24 protein-coding genes, 2 tRNA genes and 1 pseudogene are annotated in these 22,127 nt (G+C 42.4%); 14 read left to right on the forward strand and 13 right to left on the reverse strand.

Annotation, left to right across the window (positions count from 1 at the left end; translation table 11 throughout):
- Nucleotides 1–152: 152 nt before the first annotated feature.
- From V7K85_RS28065 to V7K85_RS28075, 3 genes and pseudogenes are all read left to right on the forward strand, one after another.
- Nucleotides 153–518, forward strand: coding sequence for an AMIN domain-containing protein (locus V7K85_RS28065; protein WP_334818658.1), 366 nt, complete (start codon nucleotides 153–155; stop codon nucleotides 516–518).
- Nucleotides 519–566: 48 nt separating this feature from the next.
- Nucleotides 567–1,445 carry a TonB-dependent siderophore receptor gene (locus V7K85_RS28070; protein ID WP_334818660.1) on the forward strand — a complete coding sequence of 293 codons (879 nt, stop codon included), beginning with the start codon at nucleotides 567–569 and terminating at the stop codon, nucleotides 1,443–1,445.
- 2 nt (nucleotides 1,446–1,447) lie between these two features.
- Nucleotides 1,448–2,752, forward strand: a pseudogene (locus V7K85_RS28075) (TonB-dependent siderophore receptor).
- Here the strand turns inward: V7K85_RS28075 and V7K85_RS28080 are convergent.
- On the reverse strand, nucleotides 2,738–2,947 hold the full coding sequence (locus V7K85_RS28080) for a hypothetical protein (RefSeq protein WP_334818662.1): 210 nt from the start codon (nucleotides 2,945–2,947) through the stop codon (nucleotides 2,738–2,740). The pseudogene V7K85_RS28075 and the gene V7K85_RS28080 sit on opposite strands and share 15 nt — an antisense overlap.
- A gap of 49 nt (nucleotides 2,948–2,996) precedes the next feature.
- Here V7K85_RS28080 and V7K85_RS28085 point away from each other — a divergent pair, with 49 nt between their 5' ends.
- Nucleotides 2,997–3,293, forward strand: coding sequence for a hypothetical protein (locus tag V7K85_RS28085; protein WP_334818664.1), 297 nt, complete (start codon nucleotides 2,997–2,999; stop codon nucleotides 3,291–3,293).
- A gap of 347 nt (nucleotides 3,294–3,640) precedes the next feature.
- On the opposite strand, the gene moaC is transcribed toward V7K85_RS28085, so the two are convergent.
- Nucleotides 3,641–4,144, reverse strand: a complete 504-nt coding sequence (gene moaC / locus V7K85_RS28090; RefSeq protein ID WP_334818666.1) for a cyclic pyranopterin monophosphate synthase MoaC — start codon at nucleotides 4,142–4,144, stop codon at nucleotides 3,641–3,643.
- A gap of 37 nt (nucleotides 4,145–4,181) precedes the next feature.
- Here moaC and V7K85_RS28095 point away from each other — a divergent pair.
- Nucleotides 4,182–4,255, forward strand: a tRNA-Arg gene (locus V7K85_RS28095).
- Between the two features lie 38 nt (nucleotides 4,256–4,293).
- Here V7K85_RS28095 and V7K85_RS28100 read toward each other — a convergent pair.
- The 4 genes from V7K85_RS28100 to V7K85_RS28115 all read right to left on the reverse strand — a co-directional run bounded on the left by V7K85_RS28100 (nucleotide 4,294) and on the right by V7K85_RS28115 (nucleotide 7,533).
- Nucleotides 4,294–5,547, reverse strand: coding sequence for an MFS transporter (locus V7K85_RS28100; protein WP_334818668.1), 1,254 nt, complete (start codon nucleotides 5,545–5,547; stop codon nucleotides 4,294–4,296).
- Between the two features lie 86 nt (nucleotides 5,548–5,633).
- A complete protein-coding gene (locus V7K85_RS28105; protein ID WP_334818670.1) occupies nucleotides 5,634–5,780 on the reverse strand; it encodes a hypothetical protein in 147 nt (48 codons plus the stop codon).
- A 20-nt stretch (nucleotides 5,781–5,800) separates the two neighbouring features.
- Nucleotides 5,801–6,814 carry a glycosyltransferase family 2 protein gene (locus tag V7K85_RS28110; RefSeq protein ID WP_334818672.1) on the reverse strand — a complete coding sequence of 338 codons (1,014 nt, stop codon included), beginning with the start codon at nucleotides 6,812–6,814 and terminating at the stop codon, nucleotides 5,801–5,803.
- Between the two features lie 14 nt (nucleotides 6,815–6,828).
- Complete coding sequence (locus V7K85_RS28115; protein ID WP_334818674.1) at nucleotides 6,829–7,533, reverse strand: C40 family peptidase; 705 nt, start codon at nucleotides 7,531–7,533, stop codon at nucleotides 6,829–6,831.
- Between the two features lie 9 nt (nucleotides 7,534–7,542).
- Between V7K85_RS28115 and V7K85_RS28120 the strand changes: the two genes are divergently transcribed.
- Nucleotides 7,543–8,475: a serine hydrolase gene (locus V7K85_RS28120; protein WP_334818676.1), complete on the forward strand. Its 933-nt coding sequence runs from the start codon at nucleotides 7,543–7,545 to the stop codon at nucleotides 8,473–8,475.
- An 80-nt stretch (nucleotides 8,476–8,555) separates the two neighbouring features.
- On the opposite strand, the gene V7K85_RS28125 is transcribed toward V7K85_RS28120, so the two are convergent.
- Nucleotides 8,556–10,211: a metallophosphoesterase family protein gene (locus V7K85_RS28125; protein WP_334818678.1), complete on the reverse strand. Its 1,656-nt coding sequence runs from the start codon at nucleotides 10,209–10,211 to the stop codon at nucleotides 8,556–8,558.
- Between the two features lie 673 nt (nucleotides 10,212–10,884).
- Here V7K85_RS28125 and V7K85_RS28130 point away from each other — a divergent pair.
- The 5 genes from V7K85_RS28130 (at nucleotide 10,885) to V7K85_RS28150 (ending at nucleotide 15,030) form a co-directional block, all read left to right on the forward strand.
- The gene (locus V7K85_RS28130; RefSeq protein ID WP_334818680.1) at nucleotides 10,885–11,484 is read left to right on the forward strand and encodes a hypothetical protein; all 600 of its coding nucleotides are present in this window, start codon (nucleotides 10,885–10,887) and stop codon (nucleotides 11,482–11,484) included.
- Nucleotides 11,485–11,575: 91 nt separating this feature from the next.
- Entirely contained in the window at nucleotides 11,576–11,815 is a 240-nt protein-coding gene (locus tag V7K85_RS28135) for a hypothetical protein (protein WP_334818682.1), read from the forward strand.
- A complete protein-coding gene (locus tag V7K85_RS28140; RefSeq protein WP_334818684.1) occupies nucleotides 11,803–11,940 on the forward strand; it encodes a hypothetical protein in 138 nt (45 codons plus the stop codon). The genes V7K85_RS28135 and V7K85_RS28140 overlap by 13 nt, the downstream gene beginning before the upstream one ends.
- 6 nt (nucleotides 11,941–11,946) lie before the next feature.
- Nucleotides 11,947–14,376, forward strand: a complete 2,430-nt coding sequence (locus tag V7K85_RS28145; protein WP_334818686.1) for a helicase-related protein — start codon at nucleotides 11,947–11,949, stop codon at nucleotides 14,374–14,376.
- Between the two features lie 87 nt (nucleotides 14,377–14,463).
- Complete coding sequence (locus V7K85_RS28150; protein WP_334818688.1) at nucleotides 14,464–15,030, forward strand: hypothetical protein; 567 nt, start codon at nucleotides 14,464–14,466, stop codon at nucleotides 15,028–15,030.
- A gap of 92 nt (nucleotides 15,031–15,122) precedes the next feature.
- Here V7K85_RS28150 and V7K85_RS28155 read toward each other — a convergent pair.
- The 4 genes from V7K85_RS28155 to V7K85_RS28170 form a co-directional block, all read right to left on the reverse strand.
- A tRNA-Pro gene (locus tag V7K85_RS28155) sits at nucleotides 15,123–15,196 on the reverse strand.
- A gap of 50 nt (nucleotides 15,197–15,246) precedes the next feature.
- Nucleotides 15,247–15,612 (reverse strand): DUF1818 family protein, encoded by a 366-nt coding sequence (locus V7K85_RS28160; RefSeq protein WP_334818690.1) that lies wholly within the window; start codon nucleotides 15,610–15,612, stop codon nucleotides 15,247–15,249.
- A gap of 67 nt (nucleotides 15,613–15,679) precedes the next feature.
- Nucleotides 15,680–16,288 carry a hypothetical protein gene (locus V7K85_RS28165; protein ID WP_334818692.1) on the reverse strand — a complete coding sequence of 203 codons (609 nt, stop codon included), beginning with the start codon at nucleotides 16,286–16,288 and terminating at the stop codon, nucleotides 15,680–15,682.
- Between the two features lie 23 nt (nucleotides 16,289–16,311).
- Nucleotides 16,312–16,548 carry a DNA-directed RNA polymerase subunit omega gene (locus tag V7K85_RS28170; RefSeq protein ID WP_229550577.1) on the reverse strand — a complete coding sequence of 79 codons (237 nt, stop codon included), beginning with the start codon at nucleotides 16,546–16,548 and terminating at the stop codon, nucleotides 16,312–16,314.
- Nucleotides 16,549–16,713: 165 nt separating this feature from the next.
- On the opposite strand from V7K85_RS28170, the gene V7K85_RS28175 reads away from it, so the two are divergent.
- On the forward strand, nucleotides 16,714–17,133 hold the full coding sequence (locus V7K85_RS28175) for a fasciclin domain-containing protein (RefSeq protein WP_334818694.1): 420 nt from the start codon (nucleotides 16,714–16,716) through the stop codon (nucleotides 17,131–17,133).
- A 204-nt stretch (nucleotides 17,134–17,337) separates the two neighbouring features.
- On the opposite strand, the gene V7K85_RS28180 is transcribed toward V7K85_RS28175, so the two are convergent.
- A complete protein-coding gene (locus V7K85_RS28180; protein ID WP_334818696.1) occupies nucleotides 17,338–18,804 on the reverse strand; it encodes a glycoside hydrolase family 13 protein in 1,467 nt (488 codons plus the stop codon).
- A gap of 686 nt (nucleotides 18,805–19,490) precedes the next feature.
- On the opposite strand from V7K85_RS28180, the gene V7K85_RS28185 reads away from it, so the two are divergent.
- The gene (locus V7K85_RS28185) at nucleotides 19,491–21,218 is read left to right on the forward strand and encodes a S8 family peptidase (protein WP_334818698.1); all 1,728 of its coding nucleotides are present in this window, start codon (nucleotides 19,491–19,493) and stop codon (nucleotides 21,216–21,218) included.
- Between the two features lie 114 nt (nucleotides 21,219–21,332).
- Entirely contained in the window at nucleotides 21,333–21,632 is a 300-nt protein-coding gene (locus V7K85_RS28190) for a hypothetical protein (protein WP_334818700.1), read from the forward strand.
- Between the two features lie 46 nt (nucleotides 21,633–21,678).
- Here the strand turns inward: V7K85_RS28190 and V7K85_RS28195 are convergent, their stop codons facing one another.
- Nucleotides 21,679–22,047 (reverse strand): CU044_2847 family protein, encoded by a 369-nt coding sequence (locus tag V7K85_RS28195; RefSeq protein ID WP_334818702.1) that lies wholly within the window; start codon nucleotides 22,045–22,047, stop codon nucleotides 21,679–21,681.
- Nucleotides 22,048–22,127: the final 80 nt, after the last annotated feature.

Below are 22,127 nucleotides of genomic sequence, written 5' to 3' on the forward strand. Positions count from 1 at the left end.
GCCGTAGGCATCGCTATAAATCTGACCTAACTTGTGTAATGTTTGAGGAGTTTAATGAAACTAGATAAATTACTTGACATCCTGTTGCTCACAGGATCTGTATTACTATTCTTCACAATTCCAGCCCAAAGCCAGGAGGTAAAAGGGAGAACTTGCAACAAGTTAGTAGTTCAACTAGTACAAATGGGAATAAGAATCAATTATTACCCCGACTCAGTTCTAGACAACTAGTTCAGCCAAGCAAAAAGATTCGACCACTCAGTGAAATCAAGCATCCACTGACTAGTGCTCAAATGCTAGTGCAGTCGTCAGAACCAAATACAGAAGTTGTGCAAGTTACGGGAGTCAAACTGAATTCCACTAATAAGGGAATTGAGGTGATTTTAGAGACTACCCAAGGGGATAAATTACAACTCACAAATCGCAGTCTGGGTAATAGCTTTATTGCAGATATTCCTAATGTTCAACTGCGGTTAGCTAGTGGTAATAGTTTTCGGCAAGAAAAACCAACTGCGTAAATTACTGAAATTATAGTTTCAAATCAGGCTAATAATACTATCAGGGTAATGGTGACAAGTGAGACGAGTTTGCCTGTTGTGGAACTATATGACAGTAATGAAGGTTTGATTTTCGATATTGCCAGTGTTGCACCGACAACACCACAGCAGCAAAACCCCACTCTACTAAGGGGAGGGGAAGGAGAGAGATCACAACAAACTCAACCAGAGCAATCATCAGCACAGAGTGATGAACCGATTGAATTGGTGGTGACGGGTGAGCAAGATAGTTATCGCATACCGAATGCCTCTACTGGCACACGAACGGATACCCCTCTGCGGGATATCCCCCAATCTATTCAAGTTGTTCCTCAACAAGTGATTAAAGATCAGGGGATCATCAGGGTTGAAGATGTTCTTCAGAATGCAGCTGGAGTCACATCAGAAGGAGACTCTAGGTCGCAAACACGCACTTTTAACATTCGTGGATTTGCAGCCAGGGGACTGCGAAATGGATTCGCTCAAGTCGGGGGTTTTGGAGCGCCGCCAGACTTGGCTAACAATATTGAACAGGTGGAAGTGTTGAGAGGGCCAGATGCCCTGTGGTCTGCCTCTGGCAAACCAGGCGGTACGATCAACTATATTACTAAGCAGCCCCTGAACTACCCTTATTTTGCAGCAAGCCTCACGGCTGGACAGTTTGGCTTTTATCAACCCTCGATTGATTTATCTGGCCCGCTAACGACAGACAAACGCTTGTTGTACCGTCTCAATGTTGCCTACCAGAATTATGGTGGCTTTGCTGATTTTGTTAATGGACAAACGATTTCGATCGCACCTGTGATCAGCTATAAATTCAGTGATGCCACGAGCTTGAAGTTTGAGTATGAATACAACTACAACGAGCGGAATGAGTACAGTGGTTTACCCTTAGACCCGCATCGTTGAAGTTGCCCATCACTCGCAACTTCAACTACCCTGACCCTCGATCCAATGGCATGAGCCATGAACTCACCCTCAGCTTGGATCATAAGTTTAGCGATCGCCTTAGCCTGCACACCGCTCTGGCAGGAACCTTTTTTGATGGCAGAGATCGGTACGTGACTGCTTTTGATTTCGATCCACAGACAAATCAGGTGTTTCGGACATATCAGGATCGTAGTCCTCTTGATAACAGTACGTATTCTTGGCAAACCAATTTGAATGCCCGGTTTAACACGGGTTCAATACAGTATCAACTTTTGGCAGGGGTCGATCTGGTTCATTCGATTTCTAAGGACGGTTTTACCAACCCCAATGAGGGTTTTTTCAATGATTTGTTCAACCCCACGTACAATAACTCCACATACAAAGATCCGTCATCTAAGTATTTTAATTTTAAGCGAGAAAGTACTAGTGACTCATTAGGGGTCTATTTGCAAGATCAGGTGACGCTGTTGCCCAACCTCAAGCTGCTGCTTGGGGGCAGATACGATGTTTCCAGTGGTTCCGATAAAACCGTTGAAATCTTTCAAGGAGAGCGAACCGAATCTTACTCTGACTCTAACGCAGGTGATTTCTCTCCCCGCGTCGGCATTGTCTATCAACCGATCGCACCAATTTCACTTTATGCTGTCTTTAGCCAGTCTTTTAATCCCCAAAGTGGGCTAACTCGTCAGGGAGAGCCTTTCGGTCCTGAACGCGGGACTCAGTAGGAAGCAGGAATTAAAACTGAGTTTGGCAACCTGGCAGCAACCCTAGCGCTGTATGAGATTACTAAAACCAATGTCCTGACCCCCGATCCTGAAGACCCTGAGAATTTCTCGATTCCCATTGGAGAAGTCAGAAGTCGCGGGATTGAGTTGGGCATGAATGGAGAAATTCTGCCAGGTTGGAATATCTATGCCTCTGCATTTCTGAGTGACCCAATTATCTCTAAATCGAATGACTTGCCGGTTGGGGATACGCTGCGAAATTCTCCTAGACAGGGAGTCAGTTTGTGGACGACCTATGAAATACAACGGGGTGATTATAAAGGCTTAGGCTTTGGCTTCGGGTTGTTTTATGTGGATGAGCGCGAAACTCAAGTCCCGAATAATTTTGTGTTGCCTTCTTATGTACGTGCAGATGCTAGTCTCTTTTATCGGCATGAAAACTGGGATGTGCAATTGAATTTTAAAAATCTGTTTGAGACCCGGTATTACGAATTGGGGAGTTACACTGCCTTCGCGGGTGAACCGTTTAGTGTGCGGGGAACATTTTCAATCCGGTTTTAGTAAGTTTTTAGGTTTAACAGCGATCGCTTTCATCCATGCGCTCGCCAAAATAACAAATGCGTTCGCCGAAATAACAAATGCGTGCGCCGAAATAACAAATGCGTGCGCCGAAATAACAAATGCGTTCGCCAAAATAACAAATGAGTCCGCCGAAATAACAAATGCGTTCGCCGAAATAACAAATGAGTCCGCCATGATTGCAACAATTTAGCTTTGTTACGCCAGCGTAACGCACCCTTTTCCTATGGTCGACGCTACGCTGCTTTACCGCAAATCTTTGGTAGAGGAAATTTTTCCGACTTGTGTGTACACCGTAGCTTTAAATCGGAGAGCGACAGATTTGAACTTTAGTTCAAGGCAGGGAGAGGTTTATCGAACTCACGTCCAACCAACCATCTTAGGAGGAAAACATGACAGCGATAACCACAAAACAGAAATTAAAATTTATCCGGGGTGGCTGGACGACCCGCATTTTAGAATTTTTAATCAGTATCGCAGCGCTTTACCTTCCTTGGACTGGTATCCGGCAATGGTGGATTAAGCATAAGGTACGAAAGACCAGGAAAAAAGATTTTGTTGTATAAAAACTCATAAGCTTGTAAACAACAACTTTTAGTAAAGTGTGATAAATTTGGTCAAGCAATTTTGGATTTTGGACTAGATAAAGAGATTAAGTAAGTCGGCACAATAAAACCCAACTGTGTAAAGAAAAGTAAACAAGGCTCAAACCCTTTTTTGCCCGGCTTATTGCCTCCAGCAAGAACTGCCTTATTCCAACGATAATTATTTACGCCAACCTACTTATCTCTGTGTTAGATAAACTGCCAGAAGATGAGGAGTTTGAAAGCCCAACCGATCTCAATAAAGCTATAGGTAAGATAATCTAGGTTATTGCTCTGGCAAGGAGTAATCTCCTGATTTCCCGCCACTCTTACTTATTAAACGAATCGATTCAATTTGAATCGACTTTTCTAAGGCTTTTGCCATATCGTATAAAGTCAGGGCAGCCACAGAAACGGCAGTTAAGGCTTCCATCTCTACACCAGTTTCAGCTTTGGTTTTGACTGTAGCTTGAATTTGATAACCAGGTAGTTGCGGATCGGGTATAATTTCAACTGCGATTTTTTGCAGAGGCAACGGATGACACAGAGGAATTAAAGTGGCTGTTTGCTTGGCTGCCATAATCCCAGCCAATCTTGCAGTTGCTAACACATCTCCTTTTGGCACATTTCCGGCTTGAATGGCAGCGAAGGTTGTAGGTAGCATCCGCACATTGGCAGCAGCTACTGCTTGGCGGACGGTGGGTGCTTTGTCAGACACATCCACCATCTGTGCCTGTCCTTGGCGATCTAGATGGGTTAAGTTGGCAAAATTAGATGGAATATCTTGCATTATTTAGTTAGAACGTGTTAATATAGATTATCGGTGAGGGCGTGTAGCTCAGTGGACTAGAGCACGTGGCTACGGACCACGGTGTCGGGGGTTCGAATCCCTCCTCGCCCGTTTTTGAAAGTTAAGAGTTGAAAGTTAGGAGTGAGGAATTAAAGTTCCTCACTCCTAACTTTTAAGTTGTTCAAGGCATAGGCATCTGGAGCGCGACCTAGTGCAAAGCGCAGGGAGTTGGATAGGTTTTTGCTCGACTGGGTAAGGAAGATTACAAGTGCAACAGAAGTGATTACAGCACCGTAGCCAAACATATTGCGGTAGCCTACAAGTTCTGCTACGGTACCCAGAAGAGGAGCGGCGATCGCAATCCCCAAGTCAAGTCCAGCTATGCATATAGCAAAAATTTGCCCCCGTTCTTGCGGCAGGGAGCGGTCTGCCATCATCGTGATCATCATCGAGATTAATGTACCAACACCACCACCTTCAGCAATCGCAGCCAGTAAAAAAACGATCGCGCTGTCAGCTTGCCACAGCAGTATTAACGCTAAAAGGTAGCAAAAGATACCAAGGGTGATAAACAAACCACGACCAAAGCGATCGCTTGCCTTACCAGCAAACAACCTGATACTAAAACTAGAAATTGCCGCAGCTGTAAAAAACAGTCCGCCATTCAAGTTCACCTGAGTGGATTTGAGGAACAACGACACAAAGGTATCTACAGCACCGAGGGACAAACCAACCAGCAACATAACTATAGTTGGAACTCTCACCCGTGGACTAGCCAAAATTTGCCAAAAGTTGGGATCATTTGCCTCAGTTTGCTCCTGTGTCTGCACTGGGGGATTAGTAACTTGTATAATCCCCAAGAGGGCGAAAAAACCCAATTCAGCAGATAACAGAAATAATATCCCGTAACCACTTGTAGCTTCTAAATACCCTCCCAAGGCAGGGCCAATTGCCAAACCCAAAGGAGTTGTCAGGCTCATGTAACCAATAATTTCACCACGAGTTTCAAGGGGAGCGAAATCTGCGATTAAGGCACTGTAGCCAGTAGCAAAAGCGGCTATGCTAATACCGTGAAAAATCCGCACCAGGATCAACAGTGGAATTGATTGGGTTGCCAAGTAACCAAAGGGTGCGATCGCAGCTACTATCGTACCAATCACCAAGACAATTTTTCGACCACGTTCATCGGCTAACCGTCCCAGCATCGGGCGAAATAGCAATAACCCAATGGCGAAACTGCCCATCACAATCCCAATTTCTTGCTTGCTTGCGCCCACATCATTGATGTAAAGCGGTAGAGTTGGTAAGAGCGAAAATATACTCGACCAGAATAATAAACCTGCTGTAAATAAAATCAGCAGGTTGCGCCGCAGATCGACGTCAAAGGTATTAAATGCTTTCAAGGTAGATGCAATTTAATGAGTTTTTATCAATAGTTAGGAGTTAGGAGTTAGGAGTTAGGAGTAAACCAATATTTACTCTTGACTGTTTACTCATGCCCAATGCCCAATAGTTCTCTACGATAGGCTGCACCAACGGTAACGGCTCCATCGAGCGTACCCCTACGGGGAAGCAAGCTACGCGTAGCGTCTGGTAGAGAAGTCGAGATGCTCAGTACAAGTGCCCAATGCCCCATGCCCCATGACTATTGTTACCTTAGTCAACATTTCTTGCTACCACCTCTCGCACGCGATAGATAGGCCGTCCTTGGGATTCATGGTATGTACGCATAAGCAATTCTGCCAAAAGACCAAAGCAAAACAACTGGACTCCAGTTACCAGTAGGAGAACTGCCAAAATCAATAAAGGGCGATTACCTATGTCCTCATGTAAAGCAAATTTGACAAAAGTCAAGTAAATTCCGATCGCTGTCCCCGAAACCATTGAAATCAAGCCCAACAGTCCAAAAACGTGCATTGGGCTAGTGAGGAATCTTTTCATAAATAGAATGGTTAACAAATCCATCAACACGCGGAATGTCCGCCAAATGCCGTACTTACTGCGACCAAAGCGACGGGCGTGATGACGCACTGGCATTTCGGTAATTCTAGCTCCTTCAATGTACGCCAGGGCAGGTAAAAATCGGTGTAATTCCCCGTAGAGGTTCATATCTGCCAACAGTTCTGCACGATAGGCTTTTAGCGAACAGCCATAGTCATGAATATTCACGCTAGTGGTACGGCGAATTAGCCAATTGGCAATTTTGGAAGGAAGTAACCGATTCACAGCACCATCTTGGCGTTTTTGCCGCCAACCACTCACTAAATCGTAACCCTCGCCCAGCTTTGCTAATAACATCGGGATATCAGCCGGGTCATTCTGGAGATCAGCATCTAAAGTGACGATCGCTTTACCTACTGCATAATCAAACCCAGCAGCCATAGCCGCAGTTTGTCCGTAGTTGCGACGCAAAATCACCGCCTTTAAATCAGTGCGGATTTGCGCCTGTTCTTTGAGAAATTCCCCGGAACCATCTGTAGAACCATCATCCACACAAATGATTTCATAATTTATCTGACTAGAGGATAAAGTAGATGCGATCGCTTCTAGTAAAAGCGGCAAACTTTCCACTTCGTCATGTATCGGCACCACCACTGAAACATCTGGGACAATTACGGAAATCGCCCCATTTTCCTCACTAGTCCTTTCGGAAACCAACCCACTCCTCATATTCCTCAGCGCCCTCAGCGTCTCTGTGGTTCGTAACTCTTGATAACTCTACCAGCACCCCGCAGCTGCTGATAGTACGACTGACTAACCGTATCTCCCTGTTCCGAGAGAATATCAATACCAATCCCATCCCGTCCCTGCTTTTTACCAGAACTATGGATGTAATAACCATCCGCCAAATAAAGTCCGACATGGGTTGCTTTTTGGGGAGTTCCAAAAAATACCAGATCCCCGGCTGCTAATTCTGCAATAGTAATCGGTTGAGTAAATTCTTCCTGCTGATAGGCATCTCTAGGTAACCAAATACCCACCGAAGCAAACGCCGCCTGCATCAACCCAGAACAGTCGTAATTTGGACTAACCGTACCACCCCAAAGGTAATAATTTGATTGTTGCATCGCTTTTTGGGTAAAGGCGATAACCTCTGCTAGGAGTTTTTTAATCTCCGATTCTGAAAATGTTGCAGCCTGATAATGTACAGTAGCAGATTGTAATGAATCAAAATCTGAAAGAAATACCCATCCGGGATAGTCATCTTCACACAAATAGACCTCAACCGCTGAATTTTGATGATTTGATGTTACCCATAAATGTCGCCCAGATGCGGCTTGAGTTGCCAAGCGTGTACATTCAGGAGAATCATATAAATTCAGGTCAGCTAAACACTGATACTCCCCTGATTTTGGATTTTGGATTTGGGATTTTAGATTAAAGGACATTATTCGAGAATGATTTTTTTTAATAAAGACGAACAACTCGAAAATCTTGGGTTAGGCATTTTAGATGCAACTTGGGAAGCATTTGGGACTTTAGCCCGTAACCAAATTGCCCTGACTTGGGTTGTTTACGATCCACCAGTGCTAGTAAATACTGGTGGTGCGCTGACTCCCAAAGCTTTTTGGGATCACCCAGTTCGTGGTTTCACTTATCGCGGTGTCGAGCGGATTTATCCCGCCAGTGTTGTCAAGCTATTTTATCTGGTGGCGGTAAACGAATGGTTAGAAAAAGGCATGAGTCAAACCTCCAAGGAGTTGGAGCGAGCCTTGCGGGATATGATTGTAGATTCTGGTAATGATGCTACCAGCTTGATTGTGGATATTCTCAGTGGTACCACTTCAGGGCCAGAATTACCAACCGGGCCCTTTGAAACCTGGAAATATCAGCGTAATATTGTTAACCGCTATTACCAATCCTTGGGTTGGGAAGAAATGGAGACGATTAACGTCTGTCAAAAAACTTGGAGTGATGGCCCTTATGGACGAGAACGGGCATTTGTGGGAGAGTTACTGGAAAATCGCAATATGTTGACAACAAATGCGATCGCCAGGTTACTGCATAGTATTGTAGGTGGAGTGGCGGTTTCAAGCGGGCGATCGCAAGCAATGATGGCTTTGCTCAAACGGACTCTCAACGATTTGCCCACTGACAGAGAGGAAGATCAGGTGGCAGGTTTTTTAGGTGGTGGACTCCCTGAAAATGCTCAAATTTGGTCAAAAGCAGGCTGGACAAGTCAAGTTCACCATGATGCCGGGTATATTGAGTTACCAGAACAGCGCCCTTATCTTTTAGTGGTATTTACTGAAGGGAAAGCGCAGGCTAAAAGTCGGGATATTTTGCCCTTTGTTTCTAAATTAGTTGCCGAAGCGATCGCTAGTCTATAGCAATCCTAAATCATTCACGAACAACAAGATCCCCGACTTCTTGAAGAAGTCGGGGATCTAAGGCTGACGATTTTCACAAATCAGATAGGATTGCTATATTTCAACTTAAATTCGTCAAACTTCAATACTTCCGAATCAGGCTTGCGAGTATCAAAACGATAACTACTGATCGTACCCGTTGCTGTATCAAAAATACTGAAAACCGTAATATCATTACTCGCAATATAAGGTATTGGTTTCCCATCTTCACCTAACAAGGGGGAAATTGTTGGCACTATCGGTTCTAAACCATTGGGATCACCAAGCTTAATATAATCCTCTTGATACCCAGTTGGCACTTCTCGCTTTCTGTCACCCCAAGCAGCACCGTAAGTATTACCCACATTAGATGTTTCCAGAAAGTGCATTCCATTGGGACTAACAAAGCGGTTCCACAAATGAGAATGCCCATAGAATACCAATTGCACATTAGCTGCTTCTAATAAAGGAACAACATCGCGGATAATATAATCTGCATCTTTGGAGTACTCGTAACGCACTGCTTTGATATTGCTGTTATCCCGTTCAATTATCTGTACTGGTTCTGTATAAGCAGGAACTATATTATCACCCAAAGTGTGGGGCGGATGATGAAACATCACAACTTTGTATTTTGCTTGTTTAAACTCAGGGCTGTTGAGTTCTGCCTCTAGCCAATTGTACTGCTTGCTACCTTTAGCAATTGGCTCATAAATCAACTGTCCATAACCCCAATTTTCAGAATTATTTAAATCCTTTTCTGCTTCTTGATATCTACCCTTATGCTTTCCATCTAATTTGGGAGTGCGCCACATATTCGTAGCGTACAGTACCACCAAACGTATATCACCAAAACTGACTGCATAATACCTTTTTCCACCTTCTTTACTTTTTGGTAAAGAGAAAATCTCCTCGTAGGTATTAGTATTAAAAGAATTATCTATTAAAGATTTGTCTGGGTAGATTTTTTGAGCAATGGCACGGGGAATTGTATCATTAAATTCATCATCTAAACTTTCCGTTCTAGCAAATCGCCCCATCACCTCATGATTGCCAATGCAAGTAAACATGGGTGCATTTTGAATTATTTGTCCACCAGTATAGGTTGTCTTAACACCGTCGTGCGTCATTTCGTATTTAGCACGACCTTGTAAACCAGGAAACAACGCACCACCACTATTATGATCAAACCATTCTGAGGCGCGATCGCTGACATTGACCAAATCACCAGCAAACCACACCCCATCGACTCGTCCAACCGTTTCTACCACCTTTTGCAGATTTGCAGATGTCATCGGCTTTAACTGATGGTCAGAGGTCAGCAGAATTTTTAATGCTGTATCCGGTTCTGGAGTCGCTGCGAGGCTAAAAATATCACTGCTAACACTCTCACCGTCTTCTCGCCCACTCGTAACACGATAGTTTACCCGTAAACCAGAAGTTAACCCAGTCACCTCAGCTTCATGTCGCCAAATGTTCCGCCAGACTGGTTTTTGATAAACTTGGCCGTCTTTGGTTTGGTTTGCAACTCTTGACTCTTGGTCTTCACGCGTGCGACTGAGTTTGGTAATATTTGCCTTAGCAGTTTGTTTGAGATTTTCGCCGTAGGTTACTGTGTGATTAACACCAGCAAACTCAGTAAACCAAACTACTCGCACTGAGGTTTCAGTTGGCAGTTGCAAAAATGGGTCGGTGAGCAGTTGGGGTGCTGATGTCATAATTGTTTGCCCAAATGAACGCACATTTACCAGAGTAAAGCATATAACAAGCACAAGCATAGCCACTGAGGAGATTTTACGGCTACTTAAGCGTCTGAGCATGAGTAACATACCAAATTTTTAGGGTATTCACCGACTGAACGCAATCTTATTATTAGCCTTTTTTGCGGACAGGGTTAAAAATTTATCCTCCATAGCGCTTTTCGTTTGCAATACACTTTGACCTCTCTTCTAAAAGGAGAGAGGCTTTAAATCTTACTCCCCTTTCCTTGTAGGGAAGGGGCTGGGGGTTAGGTCTCAATTGGACTCAACACAGAAGCGCTATAGTTTCAGCATTAGCTTCATCTGTAGGCTTATCCAACTTTTATAAAGTTTTATACTAATTTTTACCTAATTCAGTGGAATTACTGCATGACATATCACGTGGGGTAAATTAAATTTATATAATTTGTAGCTTTGTTGAAACATACTACTTCTATAAATATCTGATTACAGATTAATTGTTTTTAATTTATAGGTATACAACAATTGAAAGGCAGCAGATTCTTATCTGACTAGCGGCAATTTTTCATATTTTCAAAACTTTGGAAATACTGCGAGGTATAAGCTTCGTGGTCAGAGTTTACTGCGCGGTTTTTGGTAAAAATACACAACTTATAAAATCCTGATATTTATGTCTGTATTAGAACTGCAACAGTCTGTCTTGAATTCACTCCAAAATCTGAAAAGTCTTGATGCACTCAAAAAACTGTTTTGGAGTCAGTTAAACTATGAACGAGTGAATAAAGAACTTTCTCATAGACAATTGACTGATGCAGTTGCTAACGAACTGACAGAAGATCCCTTATTATTAGCATCTGGTGGTGCTAATAATGCTTTTCACATTATTTATGCACGTTTGAGTTCAGAAGAGTTGTCAAGACAAAGTGAAAGAAAAGTCGTTGACTATCTTTTAAAAGAACATCCTTACACAGAAGGTTTGTTTCCTAATAACAAAACATTTATAATCCCGTTAAATGATATTTATTTGCTAGGTGTATTAAACTCTATTGCTGTATGGGAATATCTTAAAACAGCTTGTTCTCAAATTCAAGGCAAAACTTTAGAGTTACGCAGTATATATATGAATAAAATTCCAATTCCAAACGCTTCGACTATAGAACGAGAAACCATATCTCAACTAGTCCAAAAATGCCTAGACGCAAAAGGCGTTAACTGTGAAATATGGGAGAAAGAAATAGATGAACGAGTCGCCGCCCTGTATGGCTTGTAGAACAATAGACTAGAATTAAACTCAGTAGGGTTAACCCTAACGATGGCAGATATTTACGAAGATGTCCTAACCGTATAAGGTTGAAAAAATCATGCAAGCAGCTTTACGCATCACAACTAAAGTTTTACCAGGAAACAAAATAGAAATAGAACTTCCAGAAGTCGAGATTGGTGACACCGTTGATGTATTTGTTATTTTGCCAGAAAAGCCTAAAGTAAAACGGCGTTCTGCAATAGAAATTATAGAAGAAGTTCACGCTAAACGCACACCAAAAAGTGCTGAAGAAATAGATAGGCAGCTGCAAGAGGAACGGGATTCATGGGACAGTTAATACTCCCCTCTTCTGGGATCATCTATATAGATACATCAGTCGAACAAATCGCCCAAGGATATCGACGACTAGAATTAATTGCAGATAAAGTTGAAGCTCAAAAATATCCGAAACGCAGTGAATAAAAACGGATGGCTAACGAGACAGCAGCCAATATCCGTTCTAGTATAGAGTTAATGGATCAGACAGATGAAGCTGAAACACTGGTAAAAAATCTAGTGCAGATGATTGAAGAAAAACGGCTTCATGTCAAAGTTTACACCAAGGGAACTTTACACGCCAAAGCCTATATTTTTGACTATGGTATTATCTATGATGGCAAAGGTAGAGCCTTAGAACGGACAGAAAAAGGTATTGCTATTGTTGGCTCATCTAATCTTACTCTTTCCGGCATCACTCACAATACTGAACTCAATGTCATAATTCACGGAAACGATAATCATACAGAATTAACCAACTGGTTTGAGGAACTGTGGAACGAGGCGGAAGATTTTAATGAAGCCTTGATGCGCGAAATGAAACAATCTTGGGCGGGTTCCTTAGTCCGTCCCTATGATGTTTACATGAAAACTCTTTATTGTTTAGTAAAAGATAGATTAGAAGATACCACCCCAAAAGACTTGATTTTGGAAGACGAAATTACTAAACAATTAGCAGATTTTCAAAAAGTTGCTGTTAATCATGCTGTGCAAAATATCCGAGATTATGGTGGCGCTTTTGTCAGTGATGTAGTCGGACTAGGTAAAAGCTTTATTGGTGCTGCAATTGTCAAACGTTTTGAACAAACAGAACGCGCCCGTCCCTTAATTATTTGTCCTGCGCCACTGATAGAAATGTGGGAACGTTACAACGAAGTTTATCAGCTAAATGCTCGTGTTCTGTCAATGGGAATGCTGAAAGAAGACGATGAAAGCGGTTTCAAACTTTTATTAGATGATTTCAAATATAAAGATAGAGATTTTGTATTAATTGACGAAAGCCATAATCTCCGAAATCACACTACTCAAAGATATAAAGTAGTAGAAACATTTTTAGCCACTGGGAAACGTTGTTGCTTATTGACAGCAACTCCCCGCAACAAAAGCGCTTTGGATATCTACTACCAGCTAAAACTGTTTCATCAAGATGACAAAACAGATTTACCGATAGACCCTCCCGACTTAAAGCAATACTTCCAGTTAGTGGAAAAGGGCGAAAAGAAATTACCAGAGTTACTATCTCATATCCTGATTCGTCGCACCCGCAACCATATCTTACGTTTTTACGGCTTTGACGCGCAAACCCATCAAACAATAGACCCGGCTAACTTCCGAGAATACCTTGACGGAACCCGACGCGCTTACGTAATTGTCGGTGGTAAACATCGATTTTTCCCTAAGCGAGAACTAGAAACCATTGAATACAGCATCGAAGATACATACCAAGGGCTTTACCAGGAATTACGTCAATATTTAGGCATATCTCGCAAGCGTCAACTAGCTAAACCACTAGTCAACGAACTTAGCTATGCTCGTTATAGGTTATGGAATTATGTATTAAAAGACAAACAAAAACAAGAGCCTTATAACACTTTACAACGCGCTGGCGCTAACCTGCGAGGGCTAATGCGAGTGCTATTATTTAAGCGCTTTGAGTCGAGTGTTTATGCTTTTAAAGAAACTATTCAAAAATTATTGATAGTCCATGAAAGGTTTGTTAATGGACTATCTCAAGGATTTATTCCCGCAGGAGAGGAAGCGCAAATCTTGCTATCAGCAGATTATAACCAAGCTGAAGAACAAGATTTGATGGATGTATTACGTCAGGTGTCTGGTAAATATGACTTGGCGGATTTTAATGGACAGAAATTACAACAGCATATTGAGCATGATATTAACCTACTCCAAAAAATTCAAGCGTTAGTTGAACCAATTACACCTAATAAAGATGCCAAATTACAGACTTTGATAAATTGGTTAGATAAACCTATACTCAAAGATAAAAAACGGCTGATTTTTACTCAATACGCTGATACCGCTAAATATCTGCACGAGAATTTAAACCCACAAGGTAAGCAAGATGATATTGATGTTATTTATAGCGGAAGTAATAAGAATAAAACTCGTGTAATTGGTCGATTTGCACCTAAAGCCAATAAAGAATATAAATTTAAGGCAGGTGAATGTGAAATAAATACGCTCATTGCTACCGATGTATTAGCAGAAGGTTTAAACCTTCAAGATGGCGACCTCATAATCAATTATGATTTGCATTGGAACCCAGTAAAACTAATTCAACGTTTTGGTCGCATTGACAGAATTGGTAGCGATAAAGATGTAATTTATGGATATAACTTTTTACCTGAATTAGGCATTGAACGTAATTTAGGCTTAAAGCAAAATCTAAAAAATAGAATTCAAGAAATTCATGACTCTATTGGTGAAGATGCTGCAATTCTTGACCTAACTGAACAATTAAATGAAGAAGCTATGTATGCTATTTATGAGCAACAGAGTAAACAATTGAGCTTCTTTGACATGGAAGAAGAAGAGGATTTATTGGATTTAAATGAAGCTGAATAAATTCTCAGAAAACTACAGAAAGAAGACTTAGGTGAATTTGAGCGGATTGCCAGTTTACCACATGGTATTCGTACAGCTAAATTCTCTATGCAACAGAAGGGGACATACGTTTTTTGTGAAGCTTCAGACCCCAATCGACCTGAGATCCAAGGCTATCAGCAGTTGTTTTTATTAGACGATGAGGGAAATATAGTTTCTAGGGATATCCCCCGCATTCTGGGTGCAATTAAAGCTGATTATACTACTCCCACCTTAACAGTTCGCAAACAGCATAACTCTGCTGTGATGCGTATCAAATGTCAATTTGCAGAAGAAGTGAAACATCGCCAAGCAGAACGGGAATTTAACCAACGTTTGACTCAGGGACAACGGTATATTCTCCGTGAACTGAGAATATTTTTTAAATTAATTACAGACGAAGAAGTAAAAGGTCAAGTTAATATTCTAGAAAAAGCGTTTCGCAGTTCTATGATTCAAGTAATCAACCGAGAGTTAAATATACTGCGACGTAATGGTTTCATCGGTCAGGAATTGTTTAATCAATTGGTGCAAATTTACCGACAACATAATATGCGCGAATGGTTAAATAATAATAGTTTGCCTACGCTGTCTGTACCAGTTCCAATTATTATTTATAGTGAAGCTTTGGAATAATTTTACGCTAAGGATTTGATCTCGTTTCGCAGACATGATTGAAAAAACCTGCCAATCTTTTAAAAAGACTAGCAGGCATGGCTTATCATCAATCGGAGCGGCGGGATTCGAACCCACGACCTCCACTACCCCAAAGTGGCGCGCTACCAAGCTGCGCTACGCCCCGGTCAGAATTACCATTCTATAGCAAAACTCTAGGATAATCAATAGGCAAATTTAAAAAACCTTAAGTATCCCAGTAGCTTGCAGTAAATCTGGAACAGCAGAAGCATCCCATTTACCTTCTACACATCGCCCTGTATTCAAGATTAAGCGCAGAGTGTAAGCATCAGGATAGCCTTCTACCTCCATCCATAATAAATCGCTTTCGGCTTCACAAGCAATTTTTTCCTCCTCCATTAATTCAGTTGCAAGTTGTTTGATGGTGTCTGCTAGCTGTGCTAATAGACGGCAAAAATCATTCAACTCAGCTTCGGTTAACTCAATTGCCCAATCATCTGTACCGACTAAACCTTTAAAATCAGGTACATCAGGGTTCCAGCCAATACGCCAACCACATCCGCTTTTTACAACGCGTTCCATAAAAAGTTAGGAGTTAAGAGTTAGGAGTTAGGAGTTAGGAGTTATTGATTTACAAATCATAATGCCATTACTTGAGTAATTCGGCACCTCCCCGTTGGGGTGGCTGTGGGGTAGTTGATTTAGTCGGACTGGGTGTGGTGTTAGGGCTAGGGGATTGGGTATTTTGGGAAGTGGGATTAAATATATTGACTAAGACTTGCACGAGGGCATCTCGCTGGCTGCGGGTGAGACGGGTGATGGCTTTGCGATCGCCTTCTATCGGATTTTCCCGTAGTGAATCATTTCCAGGATACGTAGTATCATACATGATTTCATTCGCACCCAGGTAATCAGCTAAAGTTAGCTTCCAATCCAAGCGATAAATTGGGGCACGCCCTTTGGTATAAATGTGATATCTAATCAGGCGAGTTACCAAGGTGTTGTTTTCGGCAACTTTCCCATTTTCTTTGCTGATATACTTATTTTCCCGTGGTAAATCTGGCAATTGCTGATATACTTTTTGCCAAACATCGCTAGGAGTGATTCTCTGAGCGTATGCAGGTTGGATACTAAATAAATTTCTATGTATTGATTTGCTTGCCCCTGAACCCAAAACAATTACACCCACTACCATTAAGGCAGTGAGTGTCTGCCAGGACTTGAGTAGGGGTTGAATGAACGATAAATTTTTGCTCATCCTACCTTCTCTAAAGCCTTTTTTTATAGTTCGCCAATAATTTCTGGCTGAGTCAATTCATCGGACATTTCGATAATTGCCCTTAACACTGGCTTCATCATCACATCTTCGTTACTTTCAAAGTCTTCATAACGCCGACGTTTAGCACGATTTGCCACCTGAACCGTAATGCGGTAACGATTTGAGGCTGCACTAATCAGATCCTCAGCACGGTGCATAATTTGAGACTGAGTTGTCTCGAACTTAGAACGCTTTAGCATAATCAGTGGTTCTTGGGGTCATTCCCCAGTGTAGCAGTACTGAAAAATATGCTGCTGTGTGTTTAATCGCTAGCAACCTCTCTCTTGATAGAGGTTGAGAATATTTTAATCACTTTATAAGTTAAGTTACTTATAAATATTACCTGACTAAAGTCACACACCCTTATGGCTGACCTTGTGGAAACTGCTGTCAATGCAGGAAACTTCAATACCCTGATAAAGGCTGCTGAAGCTGCAAATTTCATAGAAATTCTGAAAAGCCCTGGTTCTTTTACACTATTTGCACCGACTGATGAAGCCTTTGCCAATCTGCCAGAGGGAACTTTAGATTCGCTACTACAAGATATCCCCAAGCTAATGAAAATTGTGGCATATCATATCGCTAGTGGAGATGTTCGGTCTGATGACTTGGTACAAATTAATGAGGCAGAGACGCTTGAGGGGTCAATTGTAGCCATTGAATCTGCCGACGGCAAATTTAAGGTAAATAACGCCAATGTCCTCAAAACAGATATTCTGGCAGACAATGGCGTGATCCATATTATTGATCAGGTGTTAATGCCTGCAATGGTGGCAGGGAAGTAAGGGCATCGGGCATCGGGCATTGGGGAGCCACTGCGTTGGTGAGGCAGTCCGATCTTGGGGGTTTCCCCCATGAGGAACTGCCGAAAGGGTTAAGAGGCTTGAAGCAAGTGGCGTCATTGGGCATGGAGAAGAGTGCAGAAAAGAGGAATTTTCCCCCTGCTCCCTGCTCCCCTGCTCCCCTGCTTCTTCCCCAATCCCCAGTCTCTAGTCCCCAGTCCCCAGGATGCACCCACTGCGTGCAGGAAGAGTTAATGACAACTGCTGAGTTTCTCCTTCACCATTCCACTCAACTTCAGCAGTACCATATAACTGCTTGTTGGGTTGAGTACGCAAACTGGCGATATCTACATTCGCTGTTGCCGAACTTGTGCCAGCGTTGAGGGCAATTATCAATTCCTCTGTCCCCAAAGTTCGCGCAAAGATATAAAGTTGTCCTTGAGCATAAAGAACTTGGTAATCACCTGTACGCAAAGCTGGGTAAGTGTGACGCAGGGCAATTAATTGGCGATGAGTATTGAAAATTTCTTTGTCCCACTTAGCTTCTAAAGGAAAACCACGGCGTGAATCTGGATCTATCGCACCAGGTAAACCAACTTCATCACCATAGTAGATACTGGGGGCACCAGGAAAGGTAAGTACCAGTAAAGTTGACAATTCCACGCTAGCTTTATCGCCGCCTGCAATAGTCATCAATCGGGCTGTATCGTGACTTGCTAGCAAATTGAGTTGAGTCAGCTGAATTTCCCAAGGGTAAAGTTGTAATACTTCCTGGATTTTGGTGGCGTAGTCGGCAGCAAATAAGGGTGGGTAAGGTTGATAGTCGCGGCTTTGAACTTGTTCTAAGACTACGCGATCGCCAGCTGCAAAGGCAATTGTTGGCCCAGCAAATAGATAATTCATTACCCCGTCAAATTGTGTCCCATCCAGCCACTCGCGAGAATCTCCCCACACTTCGCCGACAATGTAAGCTTCGTGATTGACTGCCTTAACGCGATCGCGAAATTCCTGCCAAAAACCAGGAGTTTTTATTTCAAATGGTACATCCAATCGCCAACCGTCGATGCCGAATTTTATCCAATATTCGGCAATTTCCATAATGTATTCCCGTACTTCTGGGTTGTCGTGGTTAAATTCTGGCAAGGCCCGATTTCCCACCCAACCCCCGTAGTTTGCAGGAAATTCCCCATTGTATGGTGCAAGAGGCCAGCCTTCAATTTTGAACCAATTTACCCAAGGCGAATGGGGGCCATTCTCTAAAACGTCATGGAAAAAGAAAAACCCACGGCTGGAATGGTTAAACACCCCATCCAGAACAACTTTGATATTCCGTTGATGGGCTGCATCGAGCAATTCCTTAAAAGCCTCGTTACCCCCTAACATCGGGTCAACTTGATAATAATCGTGGGTATGATAGCGATGATTGCTAGCGGATTGAAAAATGGGTGTAAAGTAAATTGCGTTGATTCCCAGATCCTGGATGTAGTCTAAACCCTCCATGATGCCCCATAAATCGCCGCCTTTATAACCCTGGAGTGTTGGCATAGCGTCCCAATCTTCCCAACGGGCTTCACGCAGCAGCCGTTTGCGCGGCTGTTTGCTTCTGGCAAAGCGATCTGGAAATATTTGGTAGAAAACAGCGTGTTTTACCCAGTCTGGTGTTTGAATTTGCATGAATAACTTTTTGTACCTTCAGAAGCGATCGTTGCAAATATTAGCTTCTTTATGGCTCTTACTTATGATAGAAAATCTGTCATTTCTCAGTAGTCATTAGCAATTTAGGCTTTATAGTACTTTTTTATACGTAAATTTTATCAGGTTTCCTATTTTGACTACAATTTGTTTTAGTTTTTAACAGATCAACAAGACAGACCCGCCACTGATTGCATTCTGACACCAAGCCGCAGAGAGTCTCCGGCTCCGTTCCGGAATTCTTCTTCAAGATTTATTAAATTTATCTTTTTTATTTATTACTTAATTATTCTTAATTTGCTTTTCTTCACTTTGTCCGTAATGATTTAGGCAGACACTGGATTAGTTTAATAGCTTCATAAAAATTACCATTGATCCTTGCGTTGGGCAATTCTTAGATGCGGCTGCTCAAAGATGCCTCATGGCCAGAGAAAATCACTATGAGGGAGACATAATTTAGGAATATGAGTTATGAAGTAGCAATTGTCTTAGGAAAAACTTCCCGTCTCCTAAGCTTATTTGATGTTATCTCTAAAAAAAATGGATAACTATAGTCGCATCAAATAATCAAGGCTAAAAAACTACATTGTCTGCATGAATCCTAGAGCGACTTATCCTGCTAAAATCACCATTTTGCTGACAGTAAATAAATTTAATTTGAGGTATAAATGAGACACGAAAAACTTTCCCCCGGACTACTTTTAGCATTTAAAGACTATCAAAATGAAGGAGAGCAAGCTTTAGTTACACACAAGCGATCGCTTGGTATTATTGCCCACAAAAGCCCGGTCAAGCCTACTAAGAGCGTCGTTTTTATCTACTGCGAACCTGATGCAGACTTGAGTTATCTCTCACAATATAATATTGAAGTCAATCAGAACTCTGGGAGTGTGCGGACGGCTTTTTTACCGTTAGATAGTTTAGATGTCTTATCTGAAGAAGATGTTATTCAGCGGATTAAGCCATCACGCAAACTTCATTTGAGGATGGACACTGCACTGGTAAAAGTCAAACTGCCGGAGTTCAAGAACCAAACCGGACTGACTGGTAAAGAAGTAATCATTGGCATTATAGACAGTGGCATTGATCCAAAACACCCCGCCTTTGCTGGACGAATTTTACACATTTGGGATCAAACACTGCCAGGCCCAGGAGTTACGGAGGGTGGCTATGGGGCTGAATTAACCGGAGCGCAACTGACAATTTCTCAAGATACTGGCGGTCATGGTACTCACGTTGCTGGAATTGCCGCCGGTGCCGATGCTAACTATGGCGGTGTAGCACCAGAAGCGGAATTAATTGTCGTCAGGTCAGATTTACAGGATGCCCATATTGCTGATGGTGTGCGTTACATTTTCCGAGTTGCAAAAGAGTTGGGACGCCCAGCAGTGGTGAATCTTAGCTTGGGTGGACACGCTGATGCCCATGATGGTAGCGATTCTTTATCAAAGGTTATTGACGCCGAAACTGGCCCTGGAAGAATTGTTTGCTGTGCTGCGGGTAACGAAGGAAACAATAACATTCATGGACAAGCGACGATACACAGTGGACGGACTCGTGGTATGCGTTTTAATGTTCCTTTGAATCAAATAGGCATAGTTTGGTTAAATGCTTGGTATTCCAAAGACAGTGAGTTGGAAGTGTCGGTGCGGAGTCCTAACGGTTTTGTCACCCCCTTCCAAAAAATAATTACTGACGGTAATGCCGCGCAAGATTACCAGTTACCAGATGCACGGGTGCAATTAGCGACACCAGGGCCAGATAAAGCTAACAGCGACCATAATTTCTTTGTGCAAATCCGGGGTATTGGCCCCTCGCCAGTAATGGGAGGTGTTTGGCAGTTGCGAGTCCGCAATGCTTCCTCAACTGACACACGTTTAGATGTCTGGACGCTAGATGACAGTTCATCAGTGTTTTTTACCGGGAAAAGTGTGAAGGATGCGGTAAAAATTGGTTCGCCGGGAACTGCCAGCAGTGCAATTACAGTTGCCGCCTATACTACTAAAACCAAGTACACAGATATTGATGACCAAGTGCGAGAAATGGGCTTAGAATTGCATACTATTTCGGAATTTAGTAGTGAAGGGCCTTTACGCAATGATGGACAGAAACCGGATATAGCAGCACCAGGAGCAATGATTGTTTCCACACTTTCCGCCGATGCAAATTTTGACCGCTCATCGATGATTAATTCCAAGTTTGTGGTTCAGGCTGGTACGAGTATGGCGACACCGTTGGTTAGTGGATTAGTGGCACTGCTGTTGCAGCGAGATCCTAAACTTGATCCGGCTGCTGTGAAAGACTTACTACGCAAAAATAGTGCCATTCCCGGAAAACCCGCAGGCACATTTGATCACAAATGGGGTTATGGAGTGATTAATGCTTTAAATCTGTAATTAGACTGAAAAAGGTGGATATTATTTCTGTACAAGGGTAGGCGATAAAAACCTATAACTTTGATAAGTTAAGGTAGGGAATTATTGCCTACCCTTTTTACCAAGGAATTGCTGATGAATTATCAGAAATTAGATGCCGCTCTTGCTACAGGGCTGAATGATGTTCAAGACCCAGAAGAAACTAGTTTGGAGGTTTTCATCCATACTGAACCAATTTTAGACTCTGCTGCAACTGCTGTTTTAGAAAGTTTAGGCGTCAGTGGTATTACCAGTGGCAAAGATATTTTTACGGCAACACTGTCACAAAATGCCATTTCCCAATTGTCAGAGCAACCTTGGGTGAGGTATTTGAAGCGATCGCAGCAATTACGTTTGGTTAATAGGAGAATAAATATAGGGAAGTTGGGTGCTTAATGGGCATTGCCTAACCCTAGACTGCGCGGATAATTTTTTACAGTTACTATGAATCAGGTTTTTGTTTTTCTGGAAACTTACACTTCACCTCAATTTGCAGATTACTTTCAGCTGAACCTTCGGTAATGTAAGGAATGCCTGCTTTACCACCCAACTTAATACCAAATGTAAGTTTTACCTCTTCAATCTCAGCAGTATTAAAGTCTTTAAAAGCACTCAGAGCATAGATAGTATAAGAGCGAATCATTTGGCGAGCTTGTTGCATCCGAGCGATCGCATCTGTTCGCACATCCTTGTATTCTATGCCATCATCGTCCTCCTCAATTTCCTGAGTTATTTCGGTGGCTGTGACGTTAATCTCAATCTGCTCAATCTCCCCGTCTGCTTGGAAAAATAGTTGCTGCACTTCTGACATGGGCTACCTCAATTAAGTTTTGTAACGTATCTGAATAAATTTCAGCTTGCTTGCAGAAAACTAACAGATGGTATTGTTTC

This window comes from Nostoc sp., assembly GCF_036917615.1.
Lineage (GTDB): Bacteria > Cyanobacteriota > Cyanobacteriia > Cyanobacteriales > Nostocaceae > Nostoc.

Bases quoted from the DNA above. Each gene is read 5' to 3' on its own strand.
- V7K85_RS28070 (WP_334818660.1), top strand. From the start codon at position 567: ATGGTGACAAGTGAGACGAGTTTGCCTGTTGTGGAACTATATGACAGT.
- V7K85_RS28080 (WP_334818662.1), bottom strand. From the start codon at position 2,947: ATGGCGGACTCATTTGTTATTTCGGCGAACGCATTTGTTATTTCGGCG.
- V7K85_RS28085 (WP_334818664.1), top strand. From the start codon at position 2,997: ATGGTCGACGCTACGCTGCTTTACCGCAAATCTTTGGTAGAGGAAATT.
- moaC (WP_334818666.1), bottom strand. From the start codon at position 4,144: ATGCAAGATATTCCATCTAATTTTGCCAACTTAACCCATCTAGATCGC.
- V7K85_RS28105 (WP_334818670.1), bottom strand. From the start codon at position 5,780: ATGGGGCATTGGGCACTTGTACTGAGCATCTCGACTTCTCTACCAGAC.
- V7K85_RS28110 (WP_334818672.1), bottom strand. From the start codon at position 6,814: ATGAGGAGTGGGTTGGTTTCCGAAAGGACTAGTGAGGAAAATGGGGCG.
- V7K85_RS28115 (WP_334818674.1), bottom strand. From the start codon at position 7,533: ATGTCCTTTAATCTAAAATCCCAAATCCAAAATCCAAAATCAGGGGAG.
- V7K85_RS28120 (WP_334818676.1), top strand. From the start codon at position 7,543: ATGATTTTTTTTAATAAAGACGAACAACTCGAAAATCTTGGGTTAGGC.
- V7K85_RS28125 (WP_334818678.1), bottom strand. From the start codon at position 10,211: ATGACATCAGCACCCCAACTGCTCACCGACCCATTTTTGCAACTGCCA.
- V7K85_RS28130 (WP_334818680.1), top strand. From the start codon at position 10,885: ATGTCTGTATTAGAACTGCAACAGTCTGTCTTGAATTCACTCCAAAAT.
- V7K85_RS28135 (WP_334818682.1), top strand. From the start codon at position 11,576: ATGCAAGCAGCTTTACGCATCACAACTAAAGTTTTACCAGGAAACAAA.
- V7K85_RS28140 (WP_334818684.1), top strand. From the start codon at position 11,803: ATGGGACAGTTAATACTCCCCTCTTCTGGGATCATCTATATAGATACA.
- V7K85_RS28145 (WP_334818686.1), top strand. From the start codon at position 11,947: ATGGCTAACGAGACAGCAGCCAATATCCGTTCTAGTATAGAGTTAATG.
- V7K85_RS28150 (WP_334818688.1), top strand. From the start codon at position 14,464: ATGCAACAGAAGGGGACATACGTTTTTTGTGAAGCTTCAGACCCCAAT.
- V7K85_RS28160 (WP_334818690.1), bottom strand. From the start codon at position 15,612: ATGGAACGCGTTGTAAAAAGCGGATGTGGTTGGCGTATTGGCTGGAAC.
- V7K85_RS28165 (WP_334818692.1), bottom strand. From the start codon at position 16,288: ATGAGCAAAAATTTATCGTTCATTCAACCCCTACTCAAGTCCTGGCAG.
- V7K85_RS28170 (WP_229550577.1), bottom strand. From the start codon at position 16,548: ATGCTAAAGCGTTCTAAGTTCGAGACAACTCAGTCTCAAATTATGCAC.
- V7K85_RS28175 (WP_334818694.1), top strand. From the start codon at position 16,714: ATGGCTGACCTTGTGGAAACTGCTGTCAATGCAGGAAACTTCAATACC.
- V7K85_RS28180 (WP_334818696.1), bottom strand. From the start codon at position 18,804: ATGCAAATTCAAACACCAGACTGGGTAAAACACGCTGTTTTCTACCAA.
- V7K85_RS28185 (WP_334818698.1), top strand. From the start codon at position 19,491: ATGAGACACGAAAAACTTTCCCCCGGACTACTTTTAGCATTTAAAGAC.
- V7K85_RS28190 (WP_334818700.1), top strand. From the start codon at position 21,333: ATGAATTATCAGAAATTAGATGCCGCTCTTGCTACAGGGCTGAATGAT.
- V7K85_RS28195 (WP_334818702.1), bottom strand. From the start codon at position 22,047: ATGTCAGAAGTGCAGCAACTATTTTTCCAAGCAGACGGGGAGATTGAG.